The following is a 17,388-nucleotide window of genomic DNA, read 5'->3' on the forward strand; positions in this document are numbered from 1 at the left end:
CGCTCAGGAATGGCTCAGTTCGGCGTGTTCATCGTCCGCCAGCACGGCTTTGTCGGTCTGCTTGAGCAACTGACTGGTGACCACGCCAGCGGTCATCGAACCGTTCACGTTCAATGCCGTGCGGCCCATGTCGATCAACGGCTCGACCGAAATCAGCAGCGCCACCAGCTCGACGGGCAGACCCATTGCCGGCAACACGATCAGCGCGGCGAAGGTGGCGCCGCCGCCGACCCCGGCCACACCGGCCGAACTCAGGGTGACGATGGCCACCAGGGTGGCGATCCACAGCGGATCGAAGGTGTCGATGCCCACCGCCGGCGCGACCATCACCGCCAGCATCGCCGGGTACAGCCCGGCGCAGCCGTTCTGGCCGATGGTGGCGCCGAACGAGGCGCTGAAGCTGGCGATCGACGGCGGCACGCCCAGGCGCTGGGTCTGCGCCTCGATGTTCAGCGGAATGCTGGCGGCGCTGGAGCGGCTGGTGAAGGCGAAGGTGAGCACCGGCCAGACCTTGCGCAGGAAACGCAGCGGGCTGACGCCGGTCAGCGCCAGGATCACCCCGTGCACCACGAACATCAGTCCCAGGCCCAGGTAGGACACCACCACGAAGCTGCCCAGCTTGAGGATGTCCTCCAGGTTGGAGCTGGCCACCACCTTGGTCATCAATGCCAGCACGCCGTAGGGCGTGAGCTTCATCACCAGGCGCACCAGGCGCATGACCCAGGCCTGCAGCACGTCGATGGCCGACAGCGCGCGCTGGCCCTTGTCTTGGTCATCCTTGATCAGCTGCAACGCTGCCAGGCCGAGGAACACGGCGAAGATCACCACGCTGATGATCGACGTGGGCTTGGCCCGCGCCAGGTCGCCCACCGGATTGCTGGGAATGAACGACAGCAGCAGGCGCGGGATGTCGAGGTCGGCGACCTTGCCGGCATAGTCGCTGTTGATGGTCTGCAAGCGCGCTGTTTCCTGCACGCCGGCCACCAGGCCCTCGGCGCTCAGGCCGAACAGGTTGGTCAGGGCGATGCCGATCAGCGCGGCGATGGCGGTGGTCAGCAGCAGCGTGCCGATGCTCAGGACGCTGATCCGCCCCAGCGCCGAGGCGTTGTGCAAGCGCGCCACGGCGCTGAGAATCGACGCGAAGATCAGCGGCATGACGATCATCTGCAGCAGGCCGACGTAGCCGTTGCCGACCAGGTCCAGCCAGCCGAGGGTGGCCTTGAGCACCGGGTGCCCGGCGCCGTACAGCGTATGCAGCACCAGGCCGAACAGCACGCCCAGCACCAGGCCGAGGAGGACCTTCTTGGCCAGGCTCCAGTCGGTACGGCGGGTTTGCGCCAGACCCAGCAGCAAGGCCAGGAATGCCAGCAGGTTGAGAGAAAGCGGCAGGTTCATCGAAGCTCCGTGAAGCACAAGTAGGGATCGCCTCTGTGAGCGATTGCGAACGGAAATGCTAACAGGCTGAAAACAAACGAATTTATACCTAAAGGTAATGTGCATAGTCGCGTATGGAATAACGCGGTGTCGCTCATGGACAATCAACGTGGCGTTTGCAGCCTTTCAAAGGTCGGTGTCAGACGCCTGCCTGTCATCAATCCGCATTAGGCTTCGGCGGTCCCGTCTCAGGAGAACGTAGCTCATGACCGTATCCCGACTACTAACCGGTAGCCTCGCCCTGCTGCTCAGCGCCAGCACTTGGGCCGCCACCGAGCTCAAGCACTGGCCTGCCGAGGCCGCCAAACAGCTCGACGCGATGATCGCCGCCAATGCCAACCAGGGCAACTACGCGGTGTTCGACATGGACAACACCAGCTACCGCTACGATCTTGAAGAAGCGCTGCTGCCGTTCATGGAGAACAAGGGCCTGCTGACCCGCGACACGCTCGACCCCTCCTTGAAGCTGATTCCGTTCAAGGACACCGCCGAGCACAAGGAGAGCCTGTTCAGTTACTACTACCGCCTGTGCGAAATCGACGACATGGTCTGCTACCCCTGGGTGGCGCAGGTGTTCTCTGGCTTCACGCTCAAAGAGCTGAAGGTCCAGGTGGACGAGCTGATGGCGTCGAAGACGCCGATCCCGGCCACCTATTTCGAAGGCGATCAGCGCAAGACCACCGAGGTGCAGCCGCCCAAGGTGTTCGCGGGTCAGGCCGAGCTGTACAACAAGCTGATGGAGAACGGCATCGAGGTCTACGTGATCTCGGCGGCGTCCGAAGAGCTGGTGCGCATGGTCGCCTCCGATCCCCAGTACGGCTACAACGTCAAACCGCAGAATGTCATCGGCGTCAGCCTGCTACTCAAGGACCGCGCCAGCGGCGCACTGACCACGGCGCGCAAGCAGATCAGCGCCGGTCACTACGACGCCAAGGCCAACGAAGGACTGGAGTTGACCCCGTACCTGTGGACCCCGGCGACCTGGATGGCCGGTAAACAGGCGGCGATCCTCACCTACATCGACGAGTGGAAGCGCCCGGTGCTGGTGGGCGGCGATACCCCGACCAGCGATGGCTACATGCAGTTTCATGGCGTTGACGTGGACAAGGGCGGCATCCACTTGTGGATCAACCGCAAGGCCAAGTACATGGATCAGTTGAACGGCATGATTGCCAAGAACGCGGCGGCGCAGGCCAAGGAAGGGTTGCCGGTGACGGCGGACAAGAACTGGGTGATCGTCACGCCGGAGCAGATCCAGTAAAGGATCTGCCCCGAAGGCGGGGGCTCAGGCCTTGAGCAGATGCTTCCAGGCGCGGCTCTGCTCGATGGCGCGGGCCTGTTCGATGCGCGCTTCGAGCAGGGTCAGGGCAGGCGCGTCTTCGGCCGCTTGATCCTGCGCCTCGGGCTCCGTTTCGCCCAGCGGCTGTTCGGCCAGCTCGTGCAGCTTCTTCAGGTCGCCGTACAGGCGATCCAGTTGCGGGGCTTCGAGCACCTGCCGCGCATGGCGCAGCCAGGCCAGCAGTTGTTCCAGGCGCGGCAACTGCTCGCCGAGGTCTTCCGGGCGCTGGATGTACAGCGGCAGCTTCAGCGCGCGGCCTTCCTCGCCCAGCTCATGCTGCAGCCAGCTGGCCAACTGCGCCAAACCCTGACGCTCGCCGCGGCCCTTGCGCTCGCTGGTCCAGGCACGGGCCAGCAGCCAGCGCGAGGTTTCCAGGGAGAACTGGCCCCAGCGGGTGTCTTCGAGCTCTTCGGCGAACTGCTCGGGCGCGGCGCGACGAATGTCTTCGTCGTGATTGCCGGCCTGTACCAGCGGCCGCCAGTCTTCCAGCAGGGCGTCCAGGCGGCTGCGCAGGTCGCGGGTGCTGGCGCGGGGTGCGGCCTGACCCAGGCTGCTGGTCAGCGCCCGCAGTTCGGCCAGGCACTGCACCCAGTCCTGCAGCAGGCGCCAGTGGCCGTTGTGGCGGTATTGCTCGGCCAGACGCTGGCTGCTGCCCAGCAGTTGCCAGGCCAGCGCGGCGTAAGCGTCGTCCACGCTCATCTCGGCATCCAGTTCCACCTGCGGCAGGCCCAGCTCGTAGCTGTCCGGCTCCATCAGGCGATAGCCGCGCTCGGCCTTGCTGATGTCGCAAGGCATCAGCGGCAGGCTGGCGGACAGCTCGGCCGCCAGCTCCAGCAGGGCCTGCGGGGCGCCTTCGCGCAGTTCCAGCTCCAGCTCGCAGATGGCTTCCTTGCGCTTGCCGGCGATCACGAAGCCTTGGTCCAGGGAGGCTTCGATCACCACCTTGGCCTTGCCGCGACCCCAGGAGATTTCTGCATATTCACGGGTGAAGTCGGTGGTGAACAGCGGCTTGATGGTCTTCTTGTCCAGCTCGGCCAATTGCTCGGGCCAGCAGGTGGCGTCGAGTTTCTTCAGGTCCAGCTTGACCTTGTCCAGGTGCCACTCGTACTCGTTGCGCTCCGACAACCCCGCGACGCTCTGGCCGCGGCACTTGAGGGTCTGGATGATGACCTCGCCGTCGCGGCGCAGGCGCAGGGCCACGCGCGCGGCCGCCAGGTCGCGCTCGGGGGTGTCGAAGTACTGGTTGAGCAGCTCGCGGGTCTGCCAGCCGGACTTGTTGCGCTTCTTCAGCAAGGGGTGCTCGCGCAGGGCGGCAAGGGTCTCGCGGCTGGCGCGGAGCTTGAGTTCGGTTTCTGTGTGCATCGCTGGCTCGAAGGAAGGCGTGGTTGGCGCAGAGTCTACAGGAGTTGCCCTGTCAAGGGACGGCATTGCTATGATGGCCGCCATGCTTCCGAGGATTCCGCGCATGCCGTTGCCATCGCTCAAAGACCAGTTCGCCGCGCTGATCGCCGCGCCATCGGTGAGTTGCACCCAGGAGGCGCTGGATCAGTCCAACCGCCCGGTCATCGACCTGCTGGCCGGTTGGCTGGGCGACCTGGGCTTTCGCTGCGAGATCCAGCAGGTCACCCCAGGCAAGTTCAACCTGCTGGCCAGCCGCGGCAGCGGGCCGGGCGGCCTAGTGCTGGCGGGGCACAGCGATACCGTGCCGTTCGACGAGCAACTGTGGAAAACCGATCCGCTCACGCTCACGGAAGTGGACGGGCGTTGGGTTGGGCTGGGCAGTTGCGACATGAAAGGCTTCTTCGCCCTGGTCATCGAAGCGGTGCTGCCGTTGCTGGAGCACGACTTCAAGCAGCCGCTGCTGATTCTCGCCACCTGCGACGAGGAAAGCTCCATGTCCGGCGCTCGCGCCCTGGCCGACGCCGGCCAGCCGCTCGGGCGGGCGGCGGTGATCGGCGAGCCCACCGGGCTCAAACCGATCCGCATGCACAAGGGCATCCTCATGGACCGCATCGACATTCTCGGGCGCAGCGGCCATTCGTCGGATCCCAGCCTGGGTCATAGCGCGCTGGAGGCCATGCACGCGGTGATGGGCGAACTGATGGGTCTGCGTCAGCAGTGGCAGCAGACCTTCCGCAACCCTCAGTTCAGCGTGCCCACCCCGACCCTGAACCTGGGCTGCATCCATGGCGGCGACAACCCCAACCGCATCTGCGGCCAGTGCGCCCTGGAGTTCGACCTGCGCCCGCTGCCGGGCATGGACGTCGAGCAACTGCGCGCGGCCATTCGCGAAAAGCTGGTGCCGCTGGCCGAGCGGCATGAGGTGCGCATCGATTACGCGCCGCTGTTCCCCGAGGTGCCGCCGTTCGAGCAGGCCGCTGACACCGAACTGGTGCAACTGGCCGAACGCCTCACCGGCCACCGTGCCGAGGCCGTGGCCTTCGGCACCGAAGCGCCGTATCTTCAGCAGCTCGGGTGCCAGACCATCGTGCTCGGCCCTGGCGACATCGCCTGCGCCCACCAGCCCGGCGAGTACCTTGAAATGTCACGTATCGAGCCTACCGTGCGTGTATTGCGCGACCTGATCCGGCACTATTGCCTGAGCTGAATATCCAACGCCCAGATTCGTCCTGCCCAGAGGAGACCGCGCGTGACCGCAAGCCTGTTCCGACGATGACTTTCCACCGTTGTGTGCCTTCACCCGTCTCGTTCACTTAGCCACAGGCCCTGTCATGCCCGAATACGTCACCTGGCTGCGTCATGCATCCCCGTACATCAATGCCCACCGCGACTGCACCTTCGTGGTCATGCTGCCGGGCGATGGCGTCGAACACCCCAACTTCGGCAACATCGTCCACGACCTGGTGCTGCTGCACAGCCTCGGCGTGCGCCTGGTGCTGGTCCACGGCTCGCGCCCGCAAATCGAAAGCCGCCTGGCCGAGCGTGGTCTGGCCCCGCATTACCACCGCGGCCTGCGCATCACCGATGCACCGACCCTGGACTGTGTGATCGATGCCGTCGGCGCGCTGCGCCTGGCCATCGAGGCACGCTTGTCGATGGACATCTCCGCCTCGCCCATGCAGGGCTCGCGCCTGCGCGTGGCCAGCGGCAACCTGGTCACCGCACGGCCCATCGGTGTGCTCGAGGGCGTGGACTACCACCACACCGGCGAGGTGCGACGCATCGACCGCAAGGGCATCAGCCGCCTGCTGGACGAGCGCACCATCGTGCTGCTGTCGCCGCTGGGCTATTCGCCGACCGGAGAAATCTTCAACCTGGCCTGTGAAGACGTCGCCACCCGCGCGGCCATCGAGCTGGGCGCCGACAAGCTGCTGCTGTTCGGTGCCGAGCCGGGCCTGCTCGACGAGCACGGCAAGCTGGTGCGCGAACTGCGCCCGCAACAGGTGCCGGCGCACCTGCAACGGCTGGGCAGCGACTACCAGGGCGAGCTGCTCGACGCCGCAGCCGAAGCCTGCAAGGGCGGTGTGGCGCGCAGCCATATCGTCAGCTATGCCGAGAACGGCGCGCTGCTCACCGAGCTGTTCACCCGTGACGGCGGCGGCACGCTGGTGGCCAAGGAGCAATTCGAGATCGTCCGCGAGGCGAGCATCGAGGACGTCGGCGGTTTGCTGGAACTGATCAGCCCACTGGAGGAGCAGGGCATTCTGGTGCGGCGCTCGCGCGAGGTGCTGGAGCGTGAGATCGAGCAGTTCAGCGTGGTCGAGCGCGACGGCATGATCATCGCCTGCGCGGCGCTGTACCCGATCGCCGAGTCCGACGCGGGGGAGCTGGCGTGTCTGGCGGTGAACCCCGAATACCGCCACGGCGGGCGCGGCGACGACCTGCTCGAACGCATCGAGACGCGGGCGCGGCAGGCAGGTCTGAAAACCTTGTTCGTGCTGACGACGCGCACGGCGCACTGGTTCCGCGAACGCGGCTTCCAGCCCAGTGGGGTGGAGCGGCTCCCGGCAGCGCGGGCTTCGCTGTACAACTTCCAGCGCAATTCGAAGATTTTCGAGAAGGCGTTGTAAACCTGAAAAAACGCCGCCCCATAGGGCTAATGCGGTTCACTTAAAGAGTGCTGGGGCCGCTTCGCGGCCCTTTCGCGGCACAAGGCCGCTCCCACAACGTCCGCGTGAACCCAAAAATATGGGTTTATACGGCTCCTGTGGGAGCGGCCTTGTGCCGCGATGGGCTGCGCAGCAGCCCCAATTCCAGCAATACAGATCTTAAGTGAACCGCGTTACGCCCCAGAGGGCGGCGTTTTCAGTTACACGGTGTGCAGATACCAGTTGTACTCGAGGTCGGAGATCGAGTGTTCGAACTCCTCCAGCTCGCTCTCCTTGCACGCGACGAAGATGTCGATGTACTTCGGATCGATGTACTTGTTCAGGATCTCGCTGTCGTCCAGCTCGCGCAGGGCATCGCGCAGGTTGTTCGGCAGGCTTTGCTCCAACTGCTCGTAGGAGTTGCCTTCGATCGGTTGGCCCGGTTCGATCTGGTGGGTCAGGCCGTGGTGCACACCGGCCAGGACCGCGGCCATCATCAGGTACGGGTTGGCGTCAGCACCGGCCACGCGGTGCTCGATGCGCACCGCATCCGGCGAGCCGGTCGGCACGCGCAAGGCCACGGTGCGGTTGTCCAGGCCCCAGCTCGGCGCATTCGGCACGTAGAACTGTGCGCCGAAGCGGCGGTAGGAGTTGACGTTGGGGCACAGGAACGCCATGGAGGCGGGCAGGGTCTCGAGCACACCGCCGACCGCGTGACGAAGCGCGGCGTTCTGCTCGGGATCCTCGCTGGTGAAGATGTTGTTGCCATCCTTGTCCAGCACGGAAATGTGCACATGCAGGCCATTGCCCGCCTGGCCCGGGTAGGGCTTGGCCATGAAGGTGGTGTCCATTTCATGGTCGTAGGCGATGTTCTTGATCAGGCGCTTGAGCAGCACGGCATAGTCGCAGGCCTTCAGCGGATCGGGCACATGGTGCAGGTTGACCTCGAACTGCGCCGGGGCGCTTTCCTTGACGATCGCGTCGGCTGGGATGCCCTGCTCTTTCGCGCCTTCGAGGATGTCCTGCAGGCAGTCGGCGTATTCGTCCAGGTCATCGATCAAGTAGACCTGAGTCGACTGCGGACGCTTGCCGGAAATGGGTGAGCGCGGTGGCTGCGGACGGCCATTCACGTTCTCCTGGTCGATCAGGTAGAACTCCAGCTCGAACGCCGCGCAGATGGTCAGGCCCATGTCGGTGAACTTGCTCACCACCTGGCGCAACACTTCCCGTGGATCGGCGAAGAACGGCTCGCCTTCGAGTTCGTGCATGGTCATCAGCAGTTGCGCAGTCGGGCGCTTCTGCCAAGGTTCGTTGGAGAGGGTGTCCGGAATCGGATAGCAGATGCGGTCGGCATCGCCGATGTCCAGGCCCAGGCCTGTGCTTTCGACGGTCGAACCGTTGATGTCCAGGGCGAAGAGGGAGGCAGGCAGGTTGATGCCTTTCTCGTAAACCTTGTGAAGGCTCGTGCGTTCGATCCGCTTGCCACGAACCACACCATTCATATCTGCAATCAGAAGGTCAACGTAGAGAACCTCAGGATGTTCCTTAAGGAACGCGTTCGCTTCGTTAAGCTGAACGGCACGCGGGGGTACCGACATGATGCAACACCTTTGTTGTTAAAAATATCAATCAAGGAGAGCTTGCAGACCCAGTCAATCGAAAAGCCAAACTGATGTCAAGCGGCGCTCCAGATGCCCTGAAATGGCACGTCAACGGCATTTTTGCTGCATTGGAGGGCGTGCCATTATCCGCCAAGTCCGTATGAAAGGGCTACGGCGATGTCGCCGTATTTTATTTTTTACGGGGGTGTTGTGAAAAAAAATGAACGAGGCTAAGCTCGATCGCAACCCATAACAGTAATAATACGAGGGTCACATGGTCCGCCAGCCGCGACCTGAAAGCGCTGTCTGCACGGTGCAGCCAGGTCTTTTCGACGCTTGCCGCCCGGTCCCTGCCCGTCAGTGCCGCACCCGCCGTGCACTGGCCGCAATAATTGACGACCGGCACGCTCGGCCCTCGCTCCGTAGCAGTTTACTGCACGCTTTTCCTGCTTCCTGCCCGTTACCGTTTACACCGCTTGGCTGCCTGCGCCAGGGTTTTGCTTTGGTAACGTACTGCATCCAGAATCAATGCACGGGCCCGTTCGGGCTCGGCCGCGCCGTGCGTGCCGCCTTCGGGCCGCGCCAGGCGCCAGTAGCGCCCGGCCCGTAGGGCCTGGGTCAAACGACCTCCTGAGGTATTTATGAGCAACAACCTCGACCAGCTCACCGATTGGTTGAAAGAACACAAGATCACCGAAGTCGAATGCCTGATTAGCGACCTGACCGGCATCACTCGCGGCAAGATCTCGCCCACCAACAAATTCATCGCTGAAAAGGGCATGCGCCTGCCCGAAAGCGTTTTGTTGCAAACTGTGACTGGCGACTACGTCGACGACGACATCTATTACGACCTGCTCGACCCGGCCGACATCGACATGATCTGCCGCCCTGACCAGGACGCGGTCTATCTGGTGCCCTGGGCCATCGAGCCCACCGCCCAGGTCATCCACGACACCTACGACAAGAAGGGCAATCCGGTCGAGCTGTCGCCGCGCAACGTGCTGAAGAAAGTGCTCAAACTCTACGCCGACAAGGGCTGGCAGCCGATCGTCGCGCCGGAGATGGAGTTCTACCTGACCAAGCGCAGCGAAGACCCGGACTTCCCGTTGCAGCCGCCGGTGGGCCGTTCGGGCCGTCCGGAGACCGGTCGCCAGTCGTTCTCCATCGAAGCTGCCAACGAATTCGACCCGTTGTTCGAGGACGTCTACGACTGGTGCGAACTGCAGCAACTCGACCTCGACACCTTGATTCACGAAGACGGCACTGCGCAGATGGAGATCAACTTCCGTCACGGCGACGCGCTGCATCTGGCCGACCAGATCCTGGTGTTCAAGCGCACCATGCGCGAGGCCGCCCTCAAGCACAACGTGGCCGCCACCTTCATGGCCAAGCCCATGACCGGCGAACCGGGCAGTGCCATGCACCTGCACCAGAGCGTGATCGACATCGCCACCGGCAAGAATATCTTCTCCCATGAAGACGGCAGCATGAGCACGCTGTTCCTGCACCACATCGGTGGCCTGCAAAAGCTCATTCCTGAAGCGCTGCCGCTGTTCGCACCGAACGTCAACTCGTTCCGCCGCTTCCTGCCGGACACCTCGGCGCCGGTGAACGTGGAGTGGGGCGAAGAGAACCGCACCGTCGGCCTGCGCGTGCCGGATGCCGGCCCGCAGAACCGCCGCGTGGAGAACCGCCTACCGGGCGCCGATGCCAACCCCTACCTTGCCATCGCCGCCAGCCTGCTGTGCGGGTACATCGGCATGGTCGAAGGCATCGAGGCCAGTGCGCCGGTGCAAGGTCGAGGCTACGAGCGCCGCAACCTGCGCCTGCCGCTGACCATCGAGGACGCCCTGGAGCGCATGGAAAACAGCCAGGCGCTGGAGCCGTACCTGGGCAAGAAGTTCATCACCGGCTATGTCGCCACCAAGCGTGCCGAGCATGAAAACTTCAAGCGCGTGATCAGCTCCTGGGAACGTGAGTTCCTGCTGTTCGCCGTGTGATCAACCCTGCGGCCGCCAGCGCGCGGCTCTCGGACCCTGGAGAAACCGATGAGCGTCAACAATCCGCAAACCCGTGAATGGCAGCAGTTGAGCGGCGAGCACCACCTGGCCCCGTTCAGCGACTACAAGCAGTTGAAGGAAAAGGGCCCGCGCATCATCACCAAGGCCAAGGGCGTGCATCTGTGGGACAGCGAAGGCCAGCAGATCCTCGACGGCATGGCCGGCCTGTGGTGCGTGGCGGTTGGCTACGGCCGTGAGGAACTGGTCCAGGCGGCCGAGCGGCAGATGCGCGAGCTGCCCTACTACAACCTGTTCTTCCAGACTGCCCATCCACCGGCGCTGGAGCTGGCCAAGGCGATCACCGACGTGGCGCCAGCGGGCATGAGCCATGTGTTCTTCACCGGCTCCGGCTCCGAGGGCAACGACACCGTGCTGCGCATGGTGCGTCATTACTGGGCGCTCAAGGGCAAGCCGCATAAGCAGACCCTCATCGGCCGGGTCAACGGCTATCACGGCTCCACCGTGGCCGGCGCCAGCCTGGGCGGCATGAGCGGCATGCATGAACAAGGCGGCTTGCCGATCCCGGGCATCGTCCACATCCCGCAGCCTTACTGGTTCGGCGAAGGCGGTGACATGACGCCCGACGCCTTCGGTGTGTGGGCGGCCGAGCAGTTGGAAAAGAAGATTCTCGAAGTCGGCGAAGACAACGTCGCGGCCTTCATCGCCGAGCCGATCCAGGGCGCTGGCGGGGTGATCATCCCGCCTGACACCTACTGGCCGAAGATCAAAGAGATCCTCGCCCGCTACGACATCCTGTTCGTCGCCGACGAAGTGATCTGCGGCTTCGGCCGCACCGGCCAGTGGTTCGGCAGCGACTACTACGACCTGGCGCCGGACCTGATGACCATCGCCAAGGGCCTGACCTCCGGCTACATCCCTATGGGCGGCGTGATCGTGCGCGACAAGGTGGCCCAGGTGCTCAGCGAAGGCGGTGACTTCAACCACGGCTTCACCTATTCCGGTCACCCGGTGGCAGCGGCGGTGGGGCTGGAAAACCTGCGCATCCTGCGCGAAGAAGGCATCGTCGAGCGTGCTCGCGAAGAGGTGGCACCGTACTTGCAAAAACGACTGCGTGAGCTGCAGGACCACCCCTGGTGGGCGAGGTGCGCGGCCTGGGTCTGCTCGGCGCGATCGAGCTGGTCAAGGACAAGGCGACCCGCAGCCGTTACGAGGGGCAGGGCGTGGGCATGATCTGCCGCAACTTCTGCTTCGACAACGGCCTGATCATGCGCGCGGTGGGCGACACCATGATCATCGCTCCGCCGCTGGTGATCAGCCACGCCGAAGTGGACGAACTGGTGGAAAAGGCGCGCAAGTGCCTGGACCTGACGCTGGAAGCCATCCGCTAGCCCTTTGCTAGGTTAGCGATGTGACATTAAGTGCTCGCCAGGCCTTGCCGTTGTTGAAACGGCGCCTGGTAACTTGCCAGACTAGCGGCTGTTTCAGTCGCCCGTCTTGCACCACGGGGACCTGGCCGCTGAACAGATGGCTACTAAGAACATTCTGGAGCACAACGCATGAAGAAAATGGGCAAGACGCTGCTGGCTGCCGCTCTGATGGGCGCCATGGCCACCGCTGTTCAGGCTGAAGACAAGGTGCTGAACGTCTACAACTGGTCGGACTACATCGCACCGGACACCATCGCCAAGTTCGAGAAGCAGACCGGCATCAAGGTCAAGTACGACGTCTTCGACAGCAACGAAACCCTCGAGGCCAAGCTGCTGGCCGGCAAGTCGGGCTACGACATCGTAGTGCCGTCGAACAACTTCCTGGCCAAGCAGATCAAGGCGGGCGTCTACCAGGAGCTGGACCGCTCCAAGCTGCCGAACTGGAAAAACCTCGACGAAGACCTGCTCAAGGCCGTCGGCGATGCCAGCGACAAGGGCAACAAATACGCCTTCCCCTATATGTGGGGCTCCATCGGTATCGGCTACAACCCTGAGAAGGTCAAGGCGGCGCTGGGCATCGACAAGATCGATTCGTGGGACGTGGTGTTCAAGCCCGAGAACATCGCCAAGCTCAAGAGCTGCGGCGTGAGCTTCCTGGATGCGCCGACCGAGATGCTGCCGGCCGCACTGCACTACCTGGGCCTGCCCACCGACAGCACCAAGAAGGAAGACCTGGCGGCGGCCGAGGACCTGTTCCTCAAGATTCGTCCGTCGATCACCTACTTCCACTCGTCCAAGTACATCGGTGACCTGGCCAACGGCAACATCTGCCTGGCCGTTGGCTACTCCGGTGACCTGGAGCAGTCCAAGGCCCGTGCCCATGAGGCGGGCGACAAGGTGAAACTGGACTACATCATTCCGAAAGAAGGCGCCGGTACCTTCTACGACATGGTGGCCATGCCCAAGGACGCGGATCACAAAGACGCGGCCTATCAGTTCATGAACTTCCTGCTGCAGCCGGAAATCATGGCCGAGATCACCAACGCCGTGCGCTTCCCCAACGGCAACAAGGCCGCTACCCAGTACGTGAACAAGGACATCACCAGCGACCCGAGCATTTATCCGCCGGCTGACGTCAAGAAGAAGCTCTACGCGATCGCCGCGCCTGAGGCTTCTGTTCAGCGCGTGATCACCCGCAGCTGGACCAAGATCAAGTCGGGCAAGTAACGCCGATGCGTCACCTCTGGGCCGCCGAAGCGCGGTCCAGAGCGCTTTTAGCGCGATTGTCGATTGCGGCATCGACGCCACGCAGGTAAGTTGCGCGGCCGTTTCGCGTGTACGGCCACACCCCGACGCCACCGAAGGCTCTGATTGTGAGGACCCACCCCTTGTCTATCTCTGTAGTGCGCAAGGCCATGATGGCTGGAGCAGGTCTGACGCTGGCCCTCAGCGTTCAAGCGGCGCCCACGGTGCATATCTACAACTGGTCGGACTATATCGGCCCCAACACGCTGGCCGATTTCGAGAAAGAAACCGGCATCAAGCCGGTGCTGGACGTGTTCGATTCCAACGAAACCCTGGAAGGCAAACTGCTGGCCGGCAACACCGGCTATGACGTGGTGGTGCCGTCCAACCATTTCCTCGGCAAGCAGATCAAGGCGGGTGCTTTCCAGCCGCTCGACAAGCAACTGCTGCCCAACTATTCCAATCTCGATCCGGCGCTGATGAAGCGTCTGACCAAGAATGATCCGGGCAACCAGTACGCGGTGCCTTACCTGTGGGGCACCAACGGCATCGGCTACAACGTCGACAAGGTCAAGGCCGCGCTGGGTGTGGAACGCATCGACTCCTGGGCGGTGCTGTTCGAGCCGGAGAACATGAAGAAGCTCTCCAAATGCGGCGTCGCCTTCCTCGACTCGGCGGACGAAATGCTGCCAGCGGTGCTCAACTACCTGGGGCTGGACCCCAACAGCAGCAACCCCAAGGACTACCAGAAGGCCGAGCAGAAACTGCTGGCCGTGCGTCCCTACGTGACCTACTTCCACTCCTCCAAATACATCACCGACCTGGCCAACGGCGACATCTGCGTGGCCGCCGGTTTCTCCGGCGATGTATTCCAGGCCAAGGCGCGCGCCGCCGAGGCCAAGAAGGGCGTGAACCTGGCCTACGCCATTCCCAAGGAAGGCGGCAATCTCTGGTTCGACGTGCTGGCCATCCCCAAGGACGCCAAGAACGTCGAGCAGGCCCACGCCTTCATCAACTATTTGCTGAAACCTGAGGTTATCGCCCAGGTCAGTGACTACGTCGGTTATGCCAACCCCAACCTCAAGGCTGGCGACCTGATGGATCAGGCTGTGAGAACTGACGCCGCGGTCTACCCACCGCAGGAAGTGCTGGACAAGATGTTCGTCAACGCGGAGTTGCCCCCCAAGGTGCAACGTCTGATGACCCGCAGCTGGACCAAGGTCAAGTCGGGCAAGTAACCATCCAGACCCGGCGCGGCCCTGCACACAGGCCGTCCGGGCATCAAAATCTTGTTGGGAGTTTCACTCATGGCAGTTGCCTCCGGTGCCTATAAGAAAGCCCTCGAGGGTGGCCAGCAACCCAAGCAGGTGCTGGTCAAGATCGACCGGGTCACGAAGAAGTTCGACGAAACCGTCGCCGTGGACGATGTATCCCTGGAGATCCGCAAGGGCGAGATTTTCGCCCTGCTCGGCGGTTCCGGATCGGGTAAGTCCACTTTGCTGCGCATGCTCGCCGGCTTCGAACGTCCCACCGAAGGGCGGATCTTCCTCGATGGCGTGGACATCACCGACATGCCGCCCTACGAGCGGCCGATCAACATGATGTTCCAGTCCTACGCGTTGTTCCCGCACATGACCGTGGCGCAGAACATCGCCTTCGGCCTGCAGCAGGACAAGATGCCCAAGGCCGATATCGAAGCCCGCGTGACCGAGATGCTCAAACTGGTGCACATGACCCAGTACGCCAAGCGCAAGCCGCACCAGCTCTCCGGCGGCCAGCGTCAGCGCGTGGCCCTGGCCCGTTCGCTGGCCAAGCGTCCCAAGCTGCTGCTGCTCGACGAACCGATGGGCGCGCTGGACAAGAAGCTGCGCTCGCAGATGCAACTGGAACTGGTGGAGATCATCGAGCGGGTCGGCGTGACCTGCGTGATGGTCACCCACGACCAGGAAGAGGCCATGACCATGGCCCAGCGCATCGCCATCATGCACCTGGGCTGGATCGCCCAGATCGGCTCGCCTGTGGATATCTACGAGACCCCCACCAGCCGCCTGGTCTGCGAGTTCATCGGCAACGTCAACCTGTTCGAAGGTGAAGTGATCGACGACGCCGAAGGCCACGCGCTGATCGCCTCGCCGGAGCTGGAGCGCAAGATCTACGTCGGACACGGCGTCAGCACCTCGGTCGAGGACAAGCACATCACCTACGCACTGCGTCCCGAGAAGCTGCTGGTCACCACCACCCAGCCCGATTTCGAGCACAACTGGTCGCGTGGCAAAGTCCATGACATCGCCTACCTGGGCGGTCACTCGGTGTTCTACGTGCAACTGCCCAGCGGCAAGATCGTCCAGTCCTTCGTCGCCAACGCCGAGCGCCAAGGCGCACGGCCGACCTGGGACGACGAAGTGTTCGTCTGGTGGGAAGACGACAGCGGCGTGGTACTGCGCTCATGAAACCACGAAAGCTCAAACGAGCCCTCAAGCGCATCGTCCCGGAGGGACGCCACCTGGTGATCGGCGTGCCGTTCATCTGGCTGTTCCTGTTCTTCATGCTGCCGTTCTTCATCGTGCTGAAGATCAGCTTCGCCGAAGCCGACGTGGCCATTCCGCCGTACACCGAGATCTACACCTACGTCGAGGACAAGATCCAACTGGTGTTGAACCTGGCCAACTACGGCCTGCTCAGCGAAGACGACCTGTACATCTCGGCCTACCTGGGTTCGCTCAAGGTCGCCTTCTTCAGCACCCTGCTGTGCCTGCTGATCGGCTACCCCATGGCCTACGCCATCTCCAAGGCGCAGAAGGAGTACCAGACGGTGCTGCTGCTGCTGATCATGATGCCGACCTGGACCGCGATCCTGATCCGCGTCTATGCCTGGATGGGTATCCTCAGCAACAACGGGCTGCTCAACAGCTTCCTGCTGTGGACCGGGCTGATCGACCAGCCGCTGCAGATCCTCAACACCAACCTGGCGGTGTACATCGGCGTGGTCTATTCGTACCTGCCGTTCATGATTCTGCCGCTGTACGCGAACCTGGTGAAGCATGACCAGAGCCTGCTGGAAGCGGCCAGCGACCTGGGCTCGAGCACCTTCAACAGCTTCTGGAAGATCACCGTGCCGCTGTCGAAGAACGGCATCATCGCCGGCTGCATGCTGGTGTTCATCCCGGTGGTGGGCGAGTTCGTCATCCCCGAACTGCTCGGCGGCCCGGAAACCCTGATGATCGGTAAAGTGCTCTGGCAGGAATTCTTCAACAACCGCGACTGGCCGGTGGCCTCGGCATTGGCCGTGGTGATGCTGGCGATCCTGATCGTGCCGATCCTGCTGTTCAACCGCAGCCAGGCCAAGGAAATGGAGGGCAGGGCATGAAGCGCTTCGGTTTCTCCAAGCTGATGCTGGTGCTCGGCTTGCTGTTCATCTACTTGCCGATGCTGATCCTGGTGATCTACTCGTTCAACGCCTCGAAGCTGGTGACGGTGTGGGGCGGTTGGTCGGTGAAGTGGTACGTCGGCCTGCTCGACAACACCCAGTTGATGGGTTCTGTCATGCGCTCGCTGGAAATCGCCTGCTACACGGCGGTGGCCGCGGTGGCGCTGGGCACCTTGGCCGCCTTCGTGCTGACCCGGGTCACCCGCTTCAAGGGCCGCACCCTGTTCGGTGGCCTGGTCACCGCACCGTTGGTGATGCCCGAGGTGATCACCGGTCTGTCGCTGTTGCTGCTGTTCGTGGCCATGGCGCAGATGATCGGCTGGCCGCAGGAGCGTGGCATCGTCACCATCTGGATCGCCCACACTACGTTCTGCGCGGCCTATGTGGCGGTGGTGGTGTCGGCACGCTTGCGCGAGCTGGACCTGTCGATCGAGGAAGCGGCGATGGACCTGGGTGCCAAGCCGTGGAAGGTGTTCATCCTGATCACCATCCCGATGATCGCGCCGTCGCTGGCGGCCGGTGGCATGATGTCCTTCGCCCTGTCGCTGGATGACCTGGTGCTGGCCAGCTTCGTGTCCGGCCCCGGCTCGACCACCTTGCCGATGGAAGTGTTCTCGGCGGTGCGCCTGGGCGTGAAGCCTGAGATCAACGCCGTGGCGAGCCTGATCCTGCTCTCGGTGTCGTTGGTGACCTTCCTGGTGTGGTACTTCAGCCGTCGCGCCGAAGAGCGCCGCCGCAAGGCCATCCAGCAGGCCATCGAGGAAGGGGCTGCGGCGAACGTCGGCCAGCCCCAGGTCCGGCGTCCGGTGCAGACGGCTGCGTCGACCTGACCGGGCCTGTCGCGG

At 63.3% G+C, this 17,388-nt stretch carries 12 protein-coding genes and 1 pseudogene; 10 read left to right on the plus strand and 3 right to left on the minus strand.

Annotated elements, in window-relative coordinates; translation table 11 throughout:
* Positions 1-3: 3 nt before the first annotated feature.
* Positions 4-1,395: an L-cystine transporter gene (locus GKC70_RS00925; RefSeq protein WP_295486464.1), complete on the minus strand. Its 1,392-nt coding sequence runs from the start codon at positions 1,393-1,395 to the stop codon at positions 4-6.
* 244 nt (positions 1,396-1,639) lie between these two features.
* On the opposite strand from GKC70_RS00925, the gene GKC70_RS00930 reads away from it, so the two are divergent.
* Positions 1,640-2,695 (plus strand): phosphorylcholine phosphatase, encoded by a 1,056-nt coding sequence (locus GKC70_RS00930; RefSeq protein ID WP_039581757.1) that lies wholly within the window; start codon positions 1,640-1,642, stop codon positions 2,693-2,695.
* 24 nt (positions 2,696-2,719) lie between these two features.
* Here GKC70_RS00930 and GKC70_RS00935 read toward each other — a convergent pair whose 3' ends face one another.
* On the minus strand, positions 2,720-4,135 hold the full coding sequence (locus tag GKC70_RS00935; protein ID WP_342650176.1) for a CYTH domain-containing protein: 1,416 nt from the start codon (positions 4,133-4,135) through the stop codon (positions 2,720-2,722).
* Positions 4,136-4,238: 103 nt separating this feature from the next.
* On the opposite strand from GKC70_RS00935, the gene argE reads away from it, so the two are divergent.
* Together argE and argA are read left to right on the plus strand one after the other, a co-directional pair.
* A complete protein-coding gene (gene argE, locus GKC70_RS00940; protein ID WP_039581751.1) occupies positions 4,239-5,381 on the plus strand; it encodes an acetylornithine deacetylase in 1,143 nt (380 codons plus the stop codon).
* 124 nt (positions 5,382-5,505) lie between these two features.
* Entirely contained in the window at positions 5,506-6,804 is a 1,299-nt protein-coding gene (gene argA / locus GKC70_RS00945) for an amino-acid N-acetyltransferase (protein WP_342650177.1), read from the plus strand.
* A gap of 239 nt (positions 6,805-7,043) precedes the next feature.
* Here the strand turns inward: argA and GKC70_RS00950 are convergent, their stop codons facing one another.
* Entirely contained in the window at positions 7,044-8,420 is a 1,377-nt protein-coding gene (locus tag GKC70_RS00950; protein ID WP_029614915.1) for a glutamine synthetase family protein, read from the minus strand.
* Between the two features lie 644 nt (positions 8,421-9,064).
* Between GKC70_RS00950 and GKC70_RS00955 the strand changes: the two genes are divergently transcribed.
* The 7 genes and pseudogenes from GKC70_RS00955 to GKC70_RS00985 all read left to right on the plus strand — a co-directional run bounded on the left by GKC70_RS00955 (position 9,065) and on the right by GKC70_RS00985 (position 17,373).
* Positions 9,065-10,423 (plus strand): glutamine synthetase family protein, encoded by a 1,359-nt coding sequence (locus tag GKC70_RS00955; protein ID WP_039581747.1) that lies wholly within the window; start codon positions 9,065-9,067, stop codon positions 10,421-10,423.
* Positions 10,424-10,471: 48 nt separating this feature from the next.
* Positions 10,472-11,832, plus strand: a pseudogene (locus GKC70_RS00960) (aspartate aminotransferase family protein).
* Positions 11,833-12,000: 168 nt separating this feature from the next.
* Positions 12,001-13,098, plus strand: a complete 1,098-nt coding sequence (locus GKC70_RS00965) for a polyamine ABC transporter substrate-binding protein (RefSeq protein WP_342650178.1) — start codon at positions 12,001-12,003, stop codon at positions 13,096-13,098.
* 161 nt (positions 13,099-13,259) lie between these two features.
* The gene (locus GKC70_RS00970; protein WP_029614918.1) at positions 13,260-14,354 is read left to right on the plus strand and encodes a polyamine ABC transporter substrate-binding protein; all 1,095 of its coding nucleotides are present in this window, start codon (positions 13,260-13,262) and stop codon (positions 14,352-14,354) included.
* A 69-nt stretch (positions 14,355-14,423) separates the two neighbouring features.
* A complete protein-coding gene (potA, locus tag GKC70_RS00975) occupies positions 14,424-15,566 on the plus strand; it encodes a polyamine ABC transporter ATP-binding protein (protein WP_029614919.1) in 1,143 nt (380 codons plus the stop codon).
* Entirely contained in the window at positions 15,563-16,483 is a 921-nt protein-coding gene (locus GKC70_RS00980) for an ABC transporter permease subunit (protein WP_342650179.1), read from the plus strand. The genes potA and GKC70_RS00980 overlap by 4 nt, the downstream gene beginning before the upstream one ends.
* Positions 16,480-17,373 carry an ABC transporter permease subunit gene (locus GKC70_RS00985; RefSeq protein ID WP_029614921.1) on the plus strand — a complete coding sequence of 298 codons (894 nt, stop codon included), beginning with the start codon at positions 16,480-16,482 and terminating at the stop codon, positions 17,371-17,373. The genes GKC70_RS00980 and GKC70_RS00985 overlap by 4 nt, the downstream gene beginning before the upstream one ends.
* The last annotated feature ends 15 nt before the right edge of the window (positions 17,374-17,388 follow it).

The organism is Pseudomonas sp. REB1044 (assembly GCF_038813925.1).
Taxonomy (GTDB): Bacteria; Pseudomonadota; Gammaproteobacteria; order Pseudomonadales; family Pseudomonadaceae; genus Aquipseudomonas; species Aquipseudomonas boreofloridensis.